12 protein-coding genes are annotated in these 17,506 nt (G+C 65.1%); 8 read left to right on the plus strand and 4 right to left on the minus strand.

Annotated features, from left to right (window positions below; genetic code table 11):
• Positions 1–77: 77 nt before the first annotated feature.
• The 3 genes from ngg to mnmC all read right to left on the minus strand — a co-directional run bounded on the left by ngg (position 78) and on the right by mnmC (position 5,810).
• Entirely contained in the window at positions 78–1,823 is a 1,746-nt protein-coding gene (gene ngg, locus AC2T3R_RS06455) for an N-acetylglutaminylglutamine synthetase (RefSeq protein ID WP_486744792.1), read from the minus strand.
• A gap of 3 nt (positions 1,824–1,826) precedes the next feature.
• Complete coding sequence (locus tag AC2T3R_RS06460) at positions 1,827–3,614, minus strand: N-acetylglutaminylglutamine amidotransferase (RefSeq protein WP_410951993.1); 1,788 nt, start codon at positions 3,612–3,614, stop codon at positions 1,827–1,829.
• A gap of 231 nt (positions 3,615–3,845) precedes the next feature.
• Positions 3,846–5,810, minus strand: coding sequence for a bifunctional tRNA (5-methylaminomethyl-2-thiouridine)(34)-methyltransferase MnmC2/FAD-dependent 5-carboxymethylaminomethyl-2-thiouridine(34) oxidoreductase MnmC1 (gene mnmC, locus AC2T3R_RS06465; protein ID WP_486744793.1), 1,965 nt, complete (start codon positions 5,808–5,810; stop codon positions 3,846–3,848).
• Between the two features lie 153 nt (positions 5,811–5,963).
• Here mnmC and pap point away from each other — a divergent pair, with 153 nt between their 5' ends.
• Together pap and AC2T3R_RS06475 are read left to right on the plus strand one after the other, a co-directional pair.
• Complete coding sequence (gene pap / locus AC2T3R_RS06470; RefSeq protein ID WP_486744794.1) at positions 5,964–7,457, plus strand: polyphosphate:AMP phosphotransferase; 1,494 nt, start codon at positions 5,964–5,966, stop codon at positions 7,455–7,457.
• Between the two features lie 255 nt (positions 7,458–7,712).
• On the plus strand, positions 7,713–8,675 hold the full coding sequence (locus AC2T3R_RS06475) for a DMT family transporter (protein ID WP_486744795.1): 963 nt from the start codon (positions 7,713–7,715) through the stop codon (positions 8,673–8,675).
• A 124-nt stretch (positions 8,676–8,799) separates the two neighbouring features.
• On the opposite strand, the gene AC2T3R_RS06480 is transcribed toward AC2T3R_RS06475, so the two are convergent.
• Entirely contained in the window at positions 8,800–10,194 is a 1,395-nt protein-coding gene (locus AC2T3R_RS06480) for a class II fumarate hydratase (protein WP_054573483.1), read from the minus strand.
• Between the two features lie 155 nt (positions 10,195–10,349).
• Between AC2T3R_RS06480 and AC2T3R_RS06485 the strand changes: the two genes are divergently transcribed.
• The 6 genes from AC2T3R_RS06485 to AC2T3R_RS06510 all read left to right on the plus strand — a co-directional run bounded on the left by AC2T3R_RS06485 (position 10,350) and on the right by AC2T3R_RS06510 (position 17,489).
• Positions 10,350–10,874, plus strand: a complete 525-nt coding sequence (locus AC2T3R_RS06485) for a DUF2059 domain-containing protein (RefSeq protein WP_225776760.1) — start codon at positions 10,350–10,352, stop codon at positions 10,872–10,874.
• 10 nt (positions 10,875–10,884) lie between these two features.
• Entirely contained in the window at positions 10,885–11,181 is a 297-nt protein-coding gene (locus AC2T3R_RS06490) for a BolA family protein (protein ID WP_486744796.1), read from the plus strand.
• A gap of 219 nt (positions 11,182–11,400) precedes the next feature.
• Entirely contained in the window at positions 11,401–12,333 is a 933-nt protein-coding gene (trhO, locus tag AC2T3R_RS06495) for an oxygen-dependent tRNA uridine(34) hydroxylase TrhO (RefSeq protein WP_486744797.1), read from the plus strand.
• Between the two features lie 3 nt (positions 12,334–12,336).
• The gene (locus AC2T3R_RS06500; protein WP_015269296.1) at positions 12,337–12,969 is read left to right on the plus strand and encodes a DsbA family protein; all 633 of its coding nucleotides are present in this window, start codon (positions 12,337–12,339) and stop codon (positions 12,967–12,969) included.
• Positions 12,962–14,794 carry an ABC transporter ATP-binding protein gene (locus AC2T3R_RS06505; RefSeq protein ID WP_054573485.1) on the plus strand — a complete coding sequence of 611 codons (1,833 nt, stop codon included), beginning with the start codon at positions 12,962–12,964 and terminating at the stop codon, positions 14,792–14,794. Before AC2T3R_RS06500 ends, AC2T3R_RS06505 begins: the two co-directional genes overlap by 8 nt.
• Before the next feature lie 238 nt (positions 14,795–15,032).
• On the plus strand, positions 15,033–17,489 hold the full coding sequence (locus tag AC2T3R_RS06510; RefSeq protein WP_044046904.1) for an EAL domain-containing protein: 2,457 nt from the start codon (positions 15,033–15,035) through the stop codon (positions 17,487–17,489).
• The last annotated feature ends 17 nt before the right edge of the window (positions 17,490–17,506 follow it).

The raw sequence follows: 17,506 nt of genomic DNA on the forward strand, positions 1-17,506 counted from the left end.
CCACAGGAACCCCACAAGTCTCGAGGGCTGTGCTGGACCTGTGGGAGCGGGCGAGCCCGCGAAGAGGCCATCAGCCTTTACGCCAAAGGCCGGCTATGCGGAAACAGCAGGTCGATAAAGCGCTCGGCGGTCGGTTGCGGTTCATGGTTGGCCAACCCGGCACGCTCGTTTGCCTCGATGATCACGTACTCCGGTTGCCCGGCATCACGCACCATGAAGTCCAGCCCCACCACCGGGATCTCCAGCGCCCGTGCAGCGCGCACTGCGGCGTCGGCCAGCACCGGGTGCAGGCGTTCGGTCACGTCTTCCAGGGTGCCGCCGGTGTGCAGGTTGGCGGTGCGTCGCACGGCCAGGCGCTGGCCGGCGGGCAACACGTCGTCGTAGCCAAAGCCCGCCGCGCGCAGGGTGCGCTCGGTTTCGTCATCCAGTGGAATGCGGCTTTCGCCACCGGTTGCGGCCTGGCGCCGACGGCTCTGGGCATCGATCAGCTCGCGGATGCTGTACTTGCCATCGCCCAGCACTTGCGCTGGGTGACGGATGGCTGCCGCCACCACTTCGTAGCCGATCACCACGATGCGCAGGTCATGCCCGGCATGGAAGCTTTCCAGCAACACGCGGCTGTCGAACTGGCGGGCATGCGCCACGGCTTGGGTGATGTCGTCGATGCAGGTGAGGTTCACCGCCACTCCCTGGCCTTGCTCGCCATCGACCGGCTTGACCACCACCGCGCCATGCTCTTCGAGAAACGCCAGGTTGTCGTCGGCATTGCCGGCCAGCTGCTGCGCCGGCACCTGCAGCCCGGCATTGTGCAAGGCATGTTGGGTAAGGCGCTTGTCCTGACACAGGGTCATGGTCACGGCGCTGGTCAGGTCGCTGAGCGACTCACGGCAGCGAATGCGGCGCCCGCCCAGGCTGAGGGTGAACAGGCCGCCAGCGGCATCGTCCACTTGTACCTCAATGCCTCGACGCAGCGCTTCGTCGACGATGATGCGTGCGTAGGGGTTGAGGTCGGCTTGAGGCCCCGGCCCCAGAAACAGCTGTTCGTTGATGCCGTTCTTGCGCTTGACCGCGAAGGTCGGCAGGTTGCGAAAACCCAGCTTCTGGTAAAGGCGCTTGGCCTGGCGGTTGTCGTGCAGCACCGACAGGTCCAGGTAGGCCAGGCCGCGGCTCATGAAGTGTTCGATCAGATGGCGCACCAGCACCTCGCCCACGCCGGGGCGGGTGCAGTGCGGGTCTACCGCCAGGCACCAGAGGCTGCTGCCGTGCTCGGGGTCGTCGAACGCCTTGGCGTGGTTCAGGCCCATGACACTGCCGATTACCGCGCCGCTGTCTTCGTCCTCGGCCAGCCAGTACGCCGGGCCGCCCAAGTGCAGAGGCGTAAGCAGCTCGGCGTCCACCGGCAACATGCCGCGCGCCTGGTACAGGGTGTTGATCGCCTGCCAGTCGCCCGGGTTCTGCGCCCGGCGCACGCGAAAGCCGCGGAACACCCGCTGCGCCGGGCGGTAGTCGGTGAACCACAGGCGCAGGGTGTCGGACGGGTCGAGGAACAGTTGCTGCGGGGCCTGGGCCAGCAGCTGCTGCGGCGCGGCCACGTACAGGGCGATATCGCGCTCGCCGGGGCGTTCTTCCAGCAGGTCGGCGGCCAGGTCGGCCGGGTTGGGGTAGGTGTGGCCGATCAGCAGCCGGCCCCAGCCGCAATGTACTGCGCGCGGCTGGTTGTGGGGCTGGCTGCCGTCGCCGGCCAGGCGCGCCTGCAGGCGCTCGTAGGACGGCGCCTGGCCGCGCAGCAGGCGCTGACCGTAAGCGATTTCATGGGCTTTCATCGGTCAGATTCCTTGTTCGCTCAGCCACAGGTTCAGCGCCGCCAGCTGCCACAGCTTGGAGCCGCGTAGCGGTGTCAGCTGGCCGTGCGGGTTGCTCAGCAGGCGGTCGAGCATGGCCGGGTTGAACAGCCCGCGGTCCTGGCTGGGGTCGGTCAGCAGTTCACGTACCCAGCCGAGGGTGGCGCCTTCCAGATGCTTCAGGCCCGGCACCGGGAAGTAGCCCTTCTTGCGGTCGATCACCTCGTGCGGGATCACCCGCCGCGCCGCCTGCTTGAGCACCTGCTTGCCGCCGTCGGGCAGCTTGAAGCGTGCCGGAATGCGTGCCGAAAGCTCCACCAGCCGGTAGTCGAGGAATGGTGTGCGTGCCTCCAGGCCCCAGGCCATGGTCATGTTGTCGACCCGTTTGACCGGGTCGTCGACCAGCATCACCGTGCTGTCCAGGCGCAGCGCCTTGTCTACCGCATCGGGGGCGCCAGGGCGGGCGAAGTGTTCACGGACGAAGTCGCCCGCTGCGTCGCTTTCCAGCAGCCAGGGTGCCTGCACGGTGTCGCGGTACTCGGCGTGGCTGCGATCGAAGAAGGCTTCGCGGTAGGCGGTAAAGGCATCCTCTGCGCCGTCCACCTGCGGGTACCAGTGGTAGCCGGCGAACAGCTCGTCGGCGCCCTGGCCGCTTTGCACGCCCTTGCAGTGCCTGGCCACTTCCCGCGACAGCAGGTAGAAGGCGATGCAGTCATGGCTGACCATGGGTTCGCTCATGGCGCGGAAGGCGGCTGGCAACTGGTCGATGATTTCGTGCTCGGCAATGCGCAGCTGGTGGTGACGGGTGCCGTAGTGCTTGGCGATCAGGTCGGAGTACTGGAACTCGTCGCCGCGTTCGCCACCGGCATCCTCGAAACCGATGGAGAAGGTCGACAGGTCATCCACGCCCACTTCGCGCAGCAGGCCGACCAGCAGGCTGGAATCGACCCCGCCAGACAGCAGTACACCTACGTCCACTGCTGCCCGTTGGCGAATGGCCACGGCGTCGCGGGTGGCGTCGAGCACGCGGGTGGTCCAGCCTTCCAGGTCCAGCTCACGTTCATCGGGGTTGGCGCCGTAGTGCAGCTGCCACCAGGTCTGGCGTTCCACTTCGCCATGACGATCGATGCGCATCCAGGTACCGGGTTCCAGCTTTTGCACGTTGGCCAGCAGGGTGCGTGGCGCCGGCACCACGGCGTGGAAATTCAGGTAGTGGTTGAGTGCCACCGGGTCGAGCATCGGGTCGATGTCACCACCTTTGAGCAGCGCTGGCAGGGTCGAGGCGAAGCGCAGGCGCTCGCCGTTGCGCGACAGGTACAAGGGCTTTACGCCCAGGCGGTCGCGGGCGAGGAACAGGCGCTGGTTGTCGCGTTCCCAGATGGCCAGGGCGAACATGCCATTGAGCTTGGGCAGCAGGGCCGCGCCCCAGGCGTGGTAGCCCTTCAGCAACACCTCGGTGTCGCCGTCGGACCAGAAACTGTAGCCCAGGGCCTGCAGCTCCTGGCGCAGTTCGGGGAAGTTGTAGATGGCGCCGTTGAAGGCCAGCGACAGGCCCAGGGTGTTGTCCACCATCGGCTGGGCAGAGCCGTCGGACAGGTCCATGATTTTCAGGCGCCGGTGGCCGAGGGCGATCGGGCCTTGGCTATGGAAGCCCCAGGCATCCGGGCCGCGGGGCGCCAGGTGGTGGGTTATGCGCTCTACCGCAGCCAGGTCGGCTGGGCGAGGGGCTTGGTCGATGGGTGTAAAACGCAACTCTCCTGCTAATCCGCACATAGGTCCTTACCGGTTTTTCCGTTGGGGAGGGGGTGCCCCGGATTAGGGCACCTTAAGGAACTGACCCATGTGGTTTGCGAGAGTTTTAGATCGATCTGTTATATGGGGCTGCTGCGCAGCCCTTCGCGGGCTCGCCCGCTCCCACAGGTTCACCACAGGCCTGGGGCCTTGCGCGGTCCCTGTAGGAGCTGGCATGCCGGCGATTGGGCTGCGCAGCAGCCCCCGGCCCGATCACTTCCCGCGAATCAACCTGCGCAAGGCAAACCGATTCGGGTGGCACGCCTCCGCCACCGCCCGTGGCATCGGCAGCGGTTCCCCGCATACCCACGCCGCCACCAGTTCGCCGCTCAACGGCGCCGTGATCAACCCGCGCGAGCCGTGCCCGCTGTTCACATACAACCCATCCAGCCAGGGGCAGGCCACATCCGGCACCTGCCGCGCATCCCGGCCCAGCACTGCATAGGCCTGGGCGAACGCCTGCGCATCCGCCACCGGCCCGACGATCGGCAGGTAATCCGGGCTGGTGCAACGGAACGCTGCACGCCCCTGCAACTGCCCGGGGTCCAGTTCGGCGGCGCCCAGGCGCTGGGCAAGGTCGACCGAAATCTCGTCCAGCAATGCCAGGTTGCCCTGGTGCTCGGCTACCGTCGGCGCCAGGTCTGTGCTGTGGAAGTCGAAGCTCGCGCCCAAGGTGTGTTCATCGCCGCGCGGCGGCGCTACATAGCCTTCCGCACACACCACGGTGCGCAGCGCGCGGCTGCTGGGGGTGGCCGGCAGGCGGGTGATCTGCCCGCGGATGCGCTTGAGCGGCAGCTGCGCGCATGGTTCGAAGCGCAGTATGTCGGCGGCACCGGCCAGCACCACCACCGGCGCGCTGGCCAGCAAACGTTCGCCAGCCCAGGCTTGCCACTGCCCGTCGACCTTGCGCAGCTCGAGCACCTCCTGGTGCGTCAGCAGGCGAATACCCGGGTGCTGCAACTGCTGCTGGCACAGCGCCGGCGGGTGCACCCAGCCACCTTCGGGATAGAACAGCCCGCCAGCCGGCAAGGCCACACCTGCGATGGCTTCGGCTTCTGCACGTTCCAGCGAGTGCAGCAGGCCATGTTCGAAGGCCCCAGCCAGTTTGCCCTGGCGTTCGGCTTCCTTGCTGTCGAAGGCCAGTTGCAGCACGCCGCAGGCATCCCAGTCGTGGCCACGTTGCAGGCGCTGCAGCTGGCGCCGGGTGTAGCCGAAACCGGCGAGGATCATCTGCGACAACGCCGTGCCATGGGCGGACAGCTTGAGGTACAGCACCCCTTGCGGGTTACCCGAAGCTTCCCGAGCTGGCGTGTCGTGGCGTTCCAGCACGGTAACCTGCCAGCCACGGCGTGCCAGGCTGGCGGCGGTGGTGCTGCCGGCGAGCCCGGCGCCTATCACCAGCGCTTCACGCGGCCCCGCAACGGCAGCCGGGCGCGCATACCATGGCGCACCGGGGCTGGGCACAGGGCCGACATAGGCGCCGCTCATCACTTCCCATTTCTTGCCGATGCCCGGCACCTTCTTCATGGCGAAGCCGGCATCGACCAGGCTGCGGCGTACCCAGCCGGTGGTGGTGAAAGTGCCTAGCACCGTGCCCGGGTGTGACAGCCGTGCCAGTTGCGCGAACAGCTCCGGGGTCCACATGTCGGGGTTCTTGGCCGGCGCGAAGCCGTCGAGGAACCACACATCGATCTGCGCATCGAGTTGCGGCAGCTGCTCCAGTACGTCGCCTATCAGCAGGGTGAGGGTGACCCGGCCGTTGTCGAAGGTGAACTGCTGGAAGCCAGGGTGCACCGCCACGTACTGCTCCAGCAGGGGCTGGCTGTAGGCCGCCAGTTCCGGCCACAGGCGTATGGCACGGGCCAGGTCGTCGCGACCGAGGGGGTATTTTTCGACGCTGACGAAATGCAGGCGGGCCTCGGCATGGGCGTGCTGCTCGAACAGTTGCCAGGCGCAGTAGAAATTCATGCCGGTGCCGAACCCGGTTTCGCCGATCACCACGCAGGCGTGCGGGGCGAGGTTGGCAAAGCGCTCGGCCAGACGGGTTTGCCCGAGAAACACGTGCCTGGTTTCTTCGATGCCTTCGTTGACTGCGAAATAGACGTCGTCGTATTGCCGCGAATGGGGGCGGCCCTGGTCGTCCCAGTCGATCTGGGCGTGCTGGAGGAGGGTGGACATGGTTGGCTCGGTTGCAGCGGATGGGCGGATTTTATGCCATCCGGGAGGTTTGCGCAGGCTGTGCCGGCCTCTTCGCGGGCACGCCCGCTCCCACAGGTACTGCACAAGCCTTCAAATCCGCTAGTCTTGCTTATCCATTGAAGGAGCCAGTGCATGTTCGAATCCGCAGAAATCGGCCACAGCATCGACAATGAGGCTTACGACGCCGAGGTACCCGCTTTGCGCGAGGCCCTGCTCGAAGCCCAGTACGAACTCAAGCAGCAGGCGCGCTTCCCGGTGATCGTGCTGATCAACGGTATCGAAGGCGCCGGCAAGGGCGAGACGGTCAAACTGCTGAACGAGTGGATGGACCCGCGCATGATCGATGTGCTCACCTTCGATCAGCAGACCGACGAAGAGCTGGCCCGCCCGCCGGCCTGGCGCTACTGGCGGGCCCTGCCACCCAAGGGGCGGATGGGCGTGTTCTTCGGCAACTGGTACAGCCAGATGCTGCAGGGGCGGGTGCACGGGGTGTTCAAGGATGCCGTGCTCGACCAGGCCATCACCGGCGCCGAACGGCTGGAGGAGATGCTGTGCGACGAGGGGGCGCTGATCATCAAGTTCTGGTTCCACTTGTCCAAGAAGCAGATGAAGGCGCGGCTGAAATCGCTCAAGGACGACCCGCTGCACAGCTGGAAAATCAGCCCGCTGGACTGGCAGCAGTCGGAAACCTACGACCGTTTCGTGCGCTTTGGTGAGCGCGTTCTGCGCCGCACCAGCCGCGACTATGCACCGTGGCATATCATCGAAGGCGTCGACCCGAACTACCGCAGCCTGGCGGTAGGGCGCATCCTGCTGGAAAGCCTGCAGGCGGCACTGGCCAGCAACCCCAAGGACAAGCACCGGGGCAACGTTGCACCGCTGGGCCGCAGCATCGACCAGCTTAGCCTGCTCGGCGCGCTGGACATGACCCTGCGCCTGGACAAGGCCGACTACCAGGAGCAACTGGTCACCGAACAGGCCCGCCTGGCAGGCCTGCTGCGTCACAAGCACATGCGCCGGCATGCCTTGGTGGCGGTGTTCGAAGGCAACGACGCTGCCGGCAAAGGAGGGGCGATCCGCCGCGTGGCGGCAGCGCTGGATCCGCGCCAGTACCGCATCGTGCCAATTGCCGCACCCACTGAGGAAGAACGCGCGCAGCCATACCTTTGGCGGTTCTGGCGGCACATTCCGGCGCGAGGCAAGTTCACCATCTTCGACCGTTCCTGGTATGGCCGGGTGCTGGTGGAGCGTGTGGAAGGCTTCTGCAGCCCGGCGGACTGGATGCGTGCCTACAGCGAGATCAACGATTTCGAGGAACAGCTGGTGAATGCCGGCACGGTGGTGGTCAAGTTCTGGTTGGCGATCGACCAGCAGACCCAGCTGGAGCGTTTCGAAGAGCGCGAGCAGATCCCGTTCAAGCGTTACAAGATCACCGAGGATGACTGGCGCAACCGCGACAAGTGGGACGACTATGTCCAGGCGGTGGGCGACATGGTCGACCGCACCAGCACCGAAATTGCGCCGTGGACGCTGGTGGAGGCCAACGACAAGCGCTGGGCGCGGGTGAAGGTGTTGCGCACCATCAACCAGGCGCTTGAGGCGGCGTTTGCCAGGGACAAGAAATAGCCAGGCTTGTTGGTTGCCTGTTCTGGCCTCTTCGCGGGCACGCCCGCTCCCACAGGATTTGCACACACTCTGAATCTTGTGGGGTCCCAGTGGGAGCGGGCGTGCCCGCGAAAGGGCCAGAACAGGCAGCACACCTGCCAAGCCATGCCGCAGAAGAATGACCTGATGAATTCTTTTCCCGGCACCCACCACCGTCCCCGCCCTCCAAGCCCGTAGAATTCAGCCACCCCCACCACGGGCTCGATCGAGGATTTTATGCACACCATTACCGGCCGCTGGGGCTATGGCCTTTTCCTGGCACTTTTGACGGCGTTGCTCTGGGGCATCCTGCCGATCAAGCTCAAGCAGGTGCTGCAAGTGGTCGACCCGGTCACCGTCACCTGGTACCGCCTGCTGGTCTCCGGCGGCCTGCTGTTCGCCTGGCTGGCCGCCAAGCGCAGGCTGCCTTCCTTCAGCAAGCTGACGCCCAAGGGCAAAGGCCTGGTGGTAGTGGCCGTGCTTGGCCTGATGGGCAACTACGTGCTTTACCTGATCGGCCTGAGCCTGCTCAGCCCGGGCACTGCGCAACTGGTCGTGCAGATCGGCCCGGTGCTGTTGCTGGTGGCCAGCGTGTTCGTGTTCCGCGAGCGCTTCAGCCTGGGGCAGGGCGTGGGCCTGCTGATCCTGCTGGCGGGGTTCGGGCTGTTTTTCAACCAGCGCCTGGAAGAGCTGCTGACCTCGCTCGGCACCTATACCACCGGCGTGCTGACCATCCTGCTGGCCACCAGCGTCTGGGTGTTCTATGCGCTCAGCCAGAAGCAGTTGCTGACGGTGTGGCATTCGCAGCAGGTAATGATGGTGATCTACCTCAGTTGCGCCGCGCTGCTGACACCCTGGGCCCACCCGTTGGAGGCGTTGCAGCTGACCCCGGTGCAAGGCTGGCTGTTGCTGGCCTGTTGCCTGAACACCCTGGTGGCCTATGGCGCGTTCGCCGAGGCGCTGGCGCACTGGGAGGCGTCGCGGGTGAGTGCCACGCTGGCGCTGACCCCGCTGGTGACCTTTGTCGCGGTGGCACTGGCGGCGTTGGTGTGGCCTGAGTATGTGCACGCCGAGGACATCAATGCCCTGGGTTATGTGGGGGCAGTGACGGTGGTGCTGGGTTCGGCGCTGGTGGCGCTGGGGCCTTCGTTGGTGGCCGGGTGGCGCGCCCGCAGGGCGCGGTTGGCCCAGGCTCATTGATCGCCTGTACCGGCGCTTTCGCGGGCTTGCCCGCTCCCACAGGTACTGCACCAATCTGCAAGACTGTGGAGATCCTGTGGGAGCGGGCAAGCCCGCGAAGAGGCCGGTACAGGCGACAGGTGATCTAGCCTTTGCCCCCCGGAGCCAGCATGTTCTCCGGCCTCACCCACTGGTCGAACTGCTCATTGGTCAGGTACTTCAACTCCAGTGCCGCCTCGCGCAAGGTCTTGCCTTCGCCATAGGCCTTCTTGGCAATTTCCGCCGCCTTGTCATAGCCAATATGCGGGTTCAGCGCCGTCACCAGCATCAACCCCCGTTCCAGGTGCGCCGCCATCTGCTCGGCATCCGGCTCGATGCCCGCCACGCAGTGCTGCTGGAAGTTGCGGCAGCCGTCAGCCAGCAATTCGATCGACTGCAGCAGGTTGTGGATGATCACCGGCTTGAACACGTTCAGTTGCAAATGCCCCTGGCTGGCGGCAAAGCCGATCGCCGCGTCGTTGCCCAGCACCTGACAGGCCAGCATCGACAGCGCCTCGCACTGGGTAGGGTTGACCTTGCCTGGCATGATCGAGCTGCCCGGCTCGTTGGCCGGCAGGCGTACCTCGGCCAACCCGGCGCGCGGGCCGGAACCCAGCAGGCGCAGGTCATTGGCGATTTTCATCAGGGCCACGGCCAGGGTCTTCAGGGCGCCGGCCAGGCTGGTCAGCGGCTCGTGGCCGGCGAGGGCAGCGAACTTGTTCGGCGCAGTGACGAACGGCAAGCCGGACAGCGCCGCCAGCTCGGCGGCGATGGCTTCGGCAAAACCATGCGGGGCGTTGAGCCCGGTACCCACGGCGGTGCCGCCCTGGGCCAGCTCGCACACTGCCGGCAGGGTGGCGCGGATGGCGCGCTGGGCGTAGTCGAGCTGCGCGACGAAGGCCGAGACCTCCTGGCCGAAGGTGATCGGCGTGGCGTCCATCATGTGCGTGCGGCCGGTCTTTACCAGCTTGTGGTGGCGTGCCGACAGCTCGGCCAGCCCCGAGGACAGCTCTGCGATGGCCGGCAGCAGCTTGTCGTGCACCGCCTGCGCCGCAGCGATATGCATGGCGGTGGGGAAGCAGTCGTTGGAGCTCTGCGAGCGGTTGACGTGGTCGTTGGGGTGCACGGGCGCCTTGCCGCCACGGCCCTTGCCGGCCAGTTCATTGGCCCGACCGGCGATCACTTCGTTGACGTTCATGTTGCTCTGGGTGCCGCTGCCGGTCTGCCAGACCACCAGCGGGAACTGGTCGTCATGCTCGCCGCCCAGCACTTCGTCGGCGGCCTGTTCGATCAGCCGGGCGATGTCGGCTGGCAAGTCACCGTTACGGTCGTTGACGCGTGCCGCGGCCTTCTTGATCAGCGCCAGGGCATGCAGCACCGCGATGGGCATGCGTTCCTTGCCAATGGCGAAGTTGATCAGCGAACGCTGGGTCTGCGCACCCCAGTAGGCGTCCTCAGGAACTTCGACCGGGCCCAGGCTGTCTGTCTCGATACGGCTCATTCTGTACTCACTCCTGTGTAGTTCGAAATCGCAGTTTAGGCCCTGATTCGACCGAGCGGTTCCGTCGCTCGTCGTGCCACTTGAGCACATCGCCACCACGGCGCAGAATGCTCTACTCTGAGGTACCCGCCTCCCTTTCTTCTGAAGGAAATGCAATGACCCGTCTCCGTGTCCTTTGTGCCGCCGTTGCCCTGGCTTGCGCCAGCGGCCAGGTACTCGCTGCCACCGCCAGCCACAATGCTGCTGCCGAGAAATTCCTGACCCTGGCCAACGCCGACAAGCTGGGCACCCCGGTGTACATGCAGGTCCAGCAGATGTTCGCCCAGCGTTTCGCCCAGACCAAGGCCCCGGCCACCAAGCAGTCGGTGCTGGAAAGCTACCAGGCCAAGGCCAACGCCGCGCTGGACAACGCCATCGGCTGGAACAAGCTGAAGCCGAAGATGGTCGACCTGTACACCCAGACCTTCACCGAGCAGGAGCTCAAGGACCTGGTCAAGTTCTACGAATCGCCGCTGGGCAAGAAAGTGCTGCGCGAAATGCCCAAGGTCACCCAGCAGTCGGCCCAGCTGACCCAGCAGAGCCTGGAGCCAGCGGTACCGGTGGTGAACAAGCTGCTGGATGACATGACCAAGGAACTGGACCCGAACGCTGGCAAGGCCGCCGCCCCGGCGAAGAAGTGAGTACGCCGCGATGACCATGCAACAGCGTATCGAACAGCAGCTGGCCGCCCTGGTGCCGCAACACCTGCAAGTGCTCAATGAAAGCCACATGCACAGTCGTGGTCAGGAGACCCACTACAAGGCAGTGATTGTCAGTGAGCAGTTTGCCGGGTTGAACAGCGTCAAGCGCCACCAGAAGGTGTACGCCACCATGGGTGAGCTGATGGGCGAGATCCATGCCCTGGCCATCCACACCTACACCGCCGAAGAGTGGGCCAAGGTCGGCGTTGCACCGGCCTCGCCGGTGTGCGCGGGCGGCGGGCACTGAAACCTTGTTGTTGTTCTGGTAGAATCCGCAACATCCCAAAAGGGGGCTGCTGTGCAGCCCATCGCCGGCAAGCCGGCTCCCACAGGTAAAGTGCCCTTCTTGAGTGTGGCGCAATACCTGTGGGAGCTGGCTTGCCGGCGATGGGGCGCGCAGCGGCCCCCTGTTTCTTGTGTAACCCGGTCCGCCCCTTACGAGGGCAACCACTGGAGATCCTGCTTCATGTCCCAACCCATCGTCGTCGCGGCGCTGTACAAGTTCGTCACCCTGGAAGACTACGTCGAGCTGCGCGAGCCGCTGCTCAAGACCATGCTCGACAACAACGTCAAGGGCACCCTGCTGCTGGCCCACGAGGGCATCAACGGCACCGTGTCGGCCACCCGCGAAGGCATCGACGGCCTGCTGGCCTGGCTGCGCAACGACCCACGCCTGGCCGATGTCGACCACAAGGAATCGTACTGCGACGAACAGCCGTTCTACCGCACCAAGGTCAAGCTCAAGAAAGAGATCGTAACCCTCGGCGTATCGGGCGTGGACCCGAACCAGGCGGTCGGCACCTACGTCGAGCCCAAGGACTGGAACGCGCTGATCAGCGACCCGGAAGTGCTGCTGATCGACACCCGCAACGACTACGAAGTGGCCATCGGCACCTTCAAGGGCGCCATCGACCCGAAGACCGAAACCTTCCGCGAGTTCCCCGACTACATCAAGGCCAACTTCGACCCCAGCAAGCACAAGAAGGTTGCCATGTTCTGTACCGGCGGTATCCGTTGCGAAAAAGCCTCCAGCTACATGCTCGGTGAAGGCTTCGAGGAGGTCTATCATCTTAAGGGCGGCATCCTGAAATACTTCGAGGAAGTGCCTCAGGAAGAAAGCCTGTGGGACGGCGACTGCTTCGTCTTCGACAACCGCGTCACGGTGCGCCATGACCTGAGCGAAGGCGAGTACGACCAGTGCCACGCCTGCCGCCACCCGATCAACGCAGAGGAGCGCGCGTCCGAGCACTATTCGCCAGGGGTCAGCTGCCCGCACTGCTGGGACACCCTGAGCGAGAAGACCCGGCGTAGCGCCATCGACCGGCAGAAGCAGATCGAGCTGGCCAAGGCCCGCAACCTGCCGCACCCGATCGGTTACAACTACAAAGCCGAGGCTTGATGCATGTCTGCACGCCTGATCTATGTGATGGACCCGATGTGCTCCTGGTGCTGGGGTTTCGCACCCGTGGCAGCGGCCCTGATCGCCCAGGCGCGTGACGCAGGCGTGCCCACCCGCCTGGTGCCAGGCGGGCTGCGTACCGGCGGCAGTGCCCTGGACAGCTCTACCCGCAAGTACATCCTTGAACACTGGCAGGCGGTGGCCGACGCCACCGGCCAGCCGTTCCGCTTCGAGGGGGCCATGCCCGACGGCTTCGTCTACGACACCGAGCCGGCCTGCCGTGCCCTGGTCACCGCCCGCGAGCTGGACGCCGAACGCGTCTGGCCGCTGCTGGCGCTGATCCAGCGTTCGTTCTACGAGCAGGGCGTGGACGTCACCATTGCGCCGCATCTGGTCGACCTGGCCGAACAGGCAGGCTTCGACCGCACCGTGTTCGCCGAGGCCTTCGCCTGTGCCGACACCCGCGCCGCCACTGCAGCCGATTTCAGCTGGGCCCAGGACCTGGGCATCGCCGGTTTCCCGACCTTGCTGGCCGAACGCAATGGCCAACTGGCCCTGCTGACCAACGGCTATCAGCCGCTGGAGCGCCTGCAACCCTTGCTCGGCCGCTGGCTGCAGCAGGCCGCCTGTGCTTGATGTGCCTGGGTCACCCGACCCGGTGCCGGGCAAGCCCCACACTGCGGCCGATCGACTGAGCTGGGCGGAAATCCGCCGCCTGGCCCTGCATCACAAGAAAAACCTCTGGTCCGCCAACTTCATCGCCGTATTGGCGGCCTGCTGCAGCGTGCCCATCCCGCTGTTGCTGCCGCTGCTGGTGGACGAAGTGCTGCTGGGCCATGGCGATGCCGCGTTGAAGTGGATGAACCACCTGCTGCCATCCAGCTGGCAGGTGGCCGCGGGCTACATCGGCCTGATGTTGCTGCTGACCCTGTGCCTGCGCCTGGCCGCGCTGGCGTTCAACGTGATCCAGGCCAAGCTGTTCGCCGGCCTGGCCAAGGACATCGTCTATCGCCTGCGCATTCGCCTGATAGAGCGGCTCAAGCGCATCTCGCTGAAGGAATACGAAAGCCTGGGTAGCGGCACGGTAACCACCCACCTGGTCACCGACCTGGACACCCTCGACAAGTTCGTCGGCGAAACCCTGAGCCGCTTCCTGGTGGCCATGCTGACCCTTACCGGCACGGCGGCCATCCTGATCTGGATGCACTGGCAGCTGGCCATGCTGATATTGCTGTTCAACCCGCTGGTGATCTATTTCACCGTGCAGTTGGGCAAGCGCGTCAAGCACCTGAAAAAGCTCGAGAACGACAGCACCGCACGCTTTACCCAGGCGCTGGCGGAAACCCTCGACGCCATTCAGGAAATCCGCGCCGGTAACCGCCAGGGCTACTTCCTCGGTCGCCTTGGCCTGCGCGCCCGCGAAGTGCGGGACTACGCCGTGGACTCGCAGTGGAAGAGCGATGCCAGCGGCCGCGCCAGTGGCCTGCTGTTCCAGTTCGGCATCGATATCTTCCGCGCCGCGGCCATGCTCACCGTGCTGTTCTCCGACCTGTCGATCGGCCAGATGCTGGCGGTGTTCAGCTACCTGTGGTTCATGATCGGCCCGGTGGAGCAACTGCTCAACCTGCAATACGCCTACTACGCCGCCGGCGGCGCATTGAGCCGCCTCAACGAGCTGCTGGCACGTGCCGACGAGCCGCAGTACCCGGCGGCCAGCAACCCGTTCGCCGGCCGCGAGACGGTAGGTATCGAAGTACGCGACCTGCGCTTTGCCTATGCCGACGAGCCGGTGCTCGAGCACCTCGACCTGTCCATCGCCCCGGGCGAGAAGGTGGCGATAGTCGGCGCCAGCGGTGGTGGCAAGAGCACCCTGGTGCAGCTGTTGCTGGGGCTTTACAGCGCCCAGGCCGGCACCATCCGCTTTGGCGGTGCCAGCCTGCAGGAAATCGGCCTGGAAACCCTGCGTGAAAACGTCGCGGTGGTGTTGCAGCACCCTTCGCTGTTCAACGACACCGTGCGCGCCAACCTGACCATGGGCCGCGACTGCAGCGATGAGGCCTGCTGGCAGGCACTGCGCATCGCCCAGCTGGATGCCACCATCGCCGCCTTGCCGCAGGGACTGGACAGTGTGGTGGGGCGCTCCGGCGTGCGCTTGTCCGGTGGCCAGCGCCAGCGCCTGGCCATTGCCCGCATGGTGCTGGCCGAACCCAAGGTGGTGATCCTCGACGAAGCCACCTCGGCCCTGGATGCCGCCACCGAATACAATCTGCACCAGGCCCTGGCGCGCTTCCTCAGCGGCCGCACCACACTGATCATCGCCCACCGCTTGTCGGCGGTGAAACAGGCCGACCGGGTGCTGGTGTTCGACGGCGGGCATGTGGCCGAGGATGGCGACCACCAGCAGCTGATTGCCGAGGGTGGGTTGTACGCCAAGCTTTACGGGCACCTGCAGCAGAGCTGAATTTGTGGCTGCCTGTGCGGGCCCTATCGCCGGCAAGCCAGCTCCCACAGGATTACCACAGGCCTGAGCATTGTGGGGTACCTGTGGGACCTGGCTTGCCGGCGATAGGGCCGGGAAGGCCGTGCGAAAACCCCCGGGTTTCCTGTCATAAAAAACCCAACCGCGAGGATGGCAAATGGCCTACGCTGTGCTTTGTCTGGGTTGATTTGCGCCTTATCTGCTCTGTGACAGGGACTCCATGAAGGGACATCGCACTCTAGAAGCGCCAAAGTTGCTCGGCATCACCTGGCCCTTCATCGCCGTTGTGGTCTTCCAGGTAGCCTTGGGCAGCCTGAGCCTTTATACGCTCTCGGCCGTGCGTGCCTACGTCGCGGGCGAAAGCCTGTGGTCCAAGGCGCAGAAAGACGCCATCTACTACCTCAACCTGTACGCCGAAACCCGCGACGACAGCACCTATCAGCGCTATCGCCAGGCCATCACCGTGCCCCAGGGCGATCACCAACTGCGCGAAGTGATGGACCAGCCCAGCCCCGACCTGGATGCCGCGCGCCAGGCCGTGCTGCAAGGCGGTAACCACCCCGACGATGTCGAGCGGATCATCTGGTTCTACCGTAACTTTCGCAACGTAAGCTACATGCAGACGGCCATCGACTACTGGGACATCGGCGACGACTACCTGGGCAAGCTGGATATGCTGGCCGTGGAAATGCGCAGCAGCTTCGCCGCTGGCTCGGTCGACGCCCGCACGGTAAGCGACTGGAAGGCGCGCATCGTCACCATCAACGAAGGGGTAACCCCGGCCGCCAAGGCGTTCAGCGATGCCTTGGGCGAAGGCTCGCGCATGCTGCTGCGGGTGCTGCTTATCACCAACCTGCTGACCGCGATGTTCCTGATTGCCATTGCCTGGCGCCGCTCCAGCAAGCTGCTGGCCCAGCGTCAGGCCTTTGCCAGCGCCCTGCAAGAAGAAAAGGAGCGGGCGCAGATTACCCTGCAGGCCATTGGTGATGCGGTGATTACCACCGATGTGGAGGGCAGTATCGGCTACATGAACCCGGCCGCCGAACAACTGACCCACTGGCAGGCCGGCCAAGCCCAGGGCCTGCCGTTGTCGGCGCTGTTCAGCCTGGTGGACGAGCAGGCCGAGGAAGACGGCCGCAGCCTGGTCGAGCAGGTGCTCAGTGGCAGCCTCAAGGGCGGCGCCGAGCATGCCCGGCTGATCCAGCGCCTGGACGGCAGCACTGTGTCGGTCAACCTGGTCGGCTCGCCGATCGTCAATGACGGCCAGGTCAGCGGTATCGTGCTGGTGCTGCACGACATGACCCAGGAGCGCCAGTACATCGCCAACCTGTCCTGGCAGGCGACCCATGACGCCCTGACCGGCCTGGCCAACCGCCGCGAGTTCGAATACCGCCTGGAGCAGGCGCTCAATGACCTGGCGCGCCAGGCCGGGCGGCATTCGCTGATGTTCCTGGACCTCGACCAGTTCAAGCTGGTCAACGATACCTGCGGGCATGCCGCCGGCGACGAGCTGCTGCGGCACATCTGCGCCGTGCTGCAGTCCGGCCTGCGCGAGGGCGATACCCTGGCCCGGCTGGGTGGTGACGAATTTGGCGTGCTGCTGGAAAACTGCCCGCCCGACCAGGCCGAGCGCATTGCCGAGCAGCTGCGCCAGCTGGTGCAGAGCCTGCATTTCGTGTGGAAAGGGCGGCCGTTCGTCACCACCGTCAGTGTCGGCCTTGTGCACATGGCCCAGTCCCCCGGCACCCTCGAAACCTCACTGCGCGCCGCCGACATGGCTTGCTACATGGCCAAGGAAAAGGGCCGCAACCGCGTGCAGGTGTACCATGCCGACGACAGCGAGCTGTCCATGCGCTTTGGTGAAATGGCCTGGATCCAGCGCTTGCACGTGGCCCTGGAAGAAAACCGCTTCTGCCTGTACGCCCAGGAAATCGCCCCGCTGAAAACCTTCGAAGGCCCCGGCCATATCGAGATCCTGCTGCGCCTGCACGACGAAAGCGGGCGTACCATCCTGCCCAGCAGTTTCATCCCGGCGGCCGAGCGCTACGGCCTGATGACCGCGCTGGACCGCTGGGTGGTGCGCAATGTGTTTCTGGTCATCCGCCAGTGCCTGGACGAAGGGCGCGAGGGGCCGCTGTCGATCTGCGCGATCAACCTGTCGGGGTCGAGCATTGGCGATGACAAGTTCCTCGAATACTTGCAACGCCTGTTCGTCGAATACGCCATTCCGCCACGGATGATCTGTTTCGAAATCACCGAAACCAGCGCCATAGCCAACCTTGGCAGCGCCATCCGTTTCATCAACGAGTTGAAGGGGCTGGGTTGTCGCTTCTCGCTCGACGATTTCTGCGCTGGCATGTCGTCGTTCGCCTATCTCAAGCATTTGCCCGTGGATTACCTGAAGATCGACGGAAGTTTCGTCAAGGACATGCTCGACGACCCGGTCAACCGGGCCATGGTCGAGGTCATCAACCACATCGGTCACGTAATGGGCAAGCGCACCATTGCCGAATTCGTCGAAACACCCTTGATCGAGCAGGCCTTGCAGGAAATTGGCGTGGATTATGCCCAGGGCTACCTCATCGAACGCCCTCAGGTGTTCACCTGTGACAGTCTGCAGCGCCAACGGATCGCCGCCCGGCCTCTGTTGCAGCGGGCACCTGGCACGTTTCGCTAGCTAGAAATCACAAGGAT

It is taken from the genome of Pseudomonas sp. PVC-5-1, from assembly GCF_057444345.1.

What these genes read in the sequence shown, in the direction of transcription:
- ngg (WP_486744792.1), bottom strand. Translation starts at nt 1,823, where the DNA reads ATGAAAGCCCATGAAATCGCTTACGGTCAGCGCCTGCTGCGCGGCCAG.
- AC2T3R_RS06480 (WP_054573483.1), bottom strand. Translation starts at nt 10,194, where the DNA reads ATGAGCCGTATCGAGACAGACAGCCTGGGCCCGGTCGAAGTTCCTGAG.
- mnmC (WP_486744793.1), bottom strand. Translation starts at nt 5,810, where the DNA reads ATGTCCACCCTCCTCCAGCACGCCCAGATCGACTGGGACGACCAGGGC.
- AC2T3R_RS06500 (WP_015269296.1), top strand. Translation starts at nt 12,337, where the DNA reads ATGTCTGCACGCCTGATCTATGTGATGGACCCGATGTGCTCCTGGTGC.
- pap (WP_486744794.1), top strand. Translation starts at nt 5,964, where the DNA reads ATGTTCGAATCCGCAGAAATCGGCCACAGCATCGACAATGAGGCTTAC.
- AC2T3R_RS06485 (WP_225776760.1), top strand. Translation starts at nt 10,350, where the DNA reads ATGACCCGTCTCCGTGTCCTTTGTGCCGCCGTTGCCCTGGCTTGCGCC.
- AC2T3R_RS06460 (WP_410951993.1), bottom strand. Translation starts at nt 3,614, where the DNA reads ATGTGCGGATTAGCAGGAGAGTTGCGTTTTACACCCATCGACCAAGCC.
- trhO (WP_486744797.1), top strand. Translation starts at nt 11,401, where the DNA reads ATGTCCCAACCCATCGTCGTCGCGGCGCTGTACAAGTTCGTCACCCTG.
- AC2T3R_RS06490 (WP_486744796.1), top strand. Translation starts at nt 10,885, where the DNA reads ATGACCATGCAACAGCGTATCGAACAGCAGCTGGCCGCCCTGGTGCCG.
- AC2T3R_RS06475 (WP_486744795.1), top strand. Translation starts at nt 7,713, where the DNA reads ATGCACACCATTACCGGCCGCTGGGGCTATGGCCTTTTCCTGGCACTT.
- AC2T3R_RS06510 (WP_044046904.1), top strand. Translation starts at nt 15,033, where the DNA reads ATGAAGGGACATCGCACTCTAGAAGCGCCAAAGTTGCTCGGCATCACC.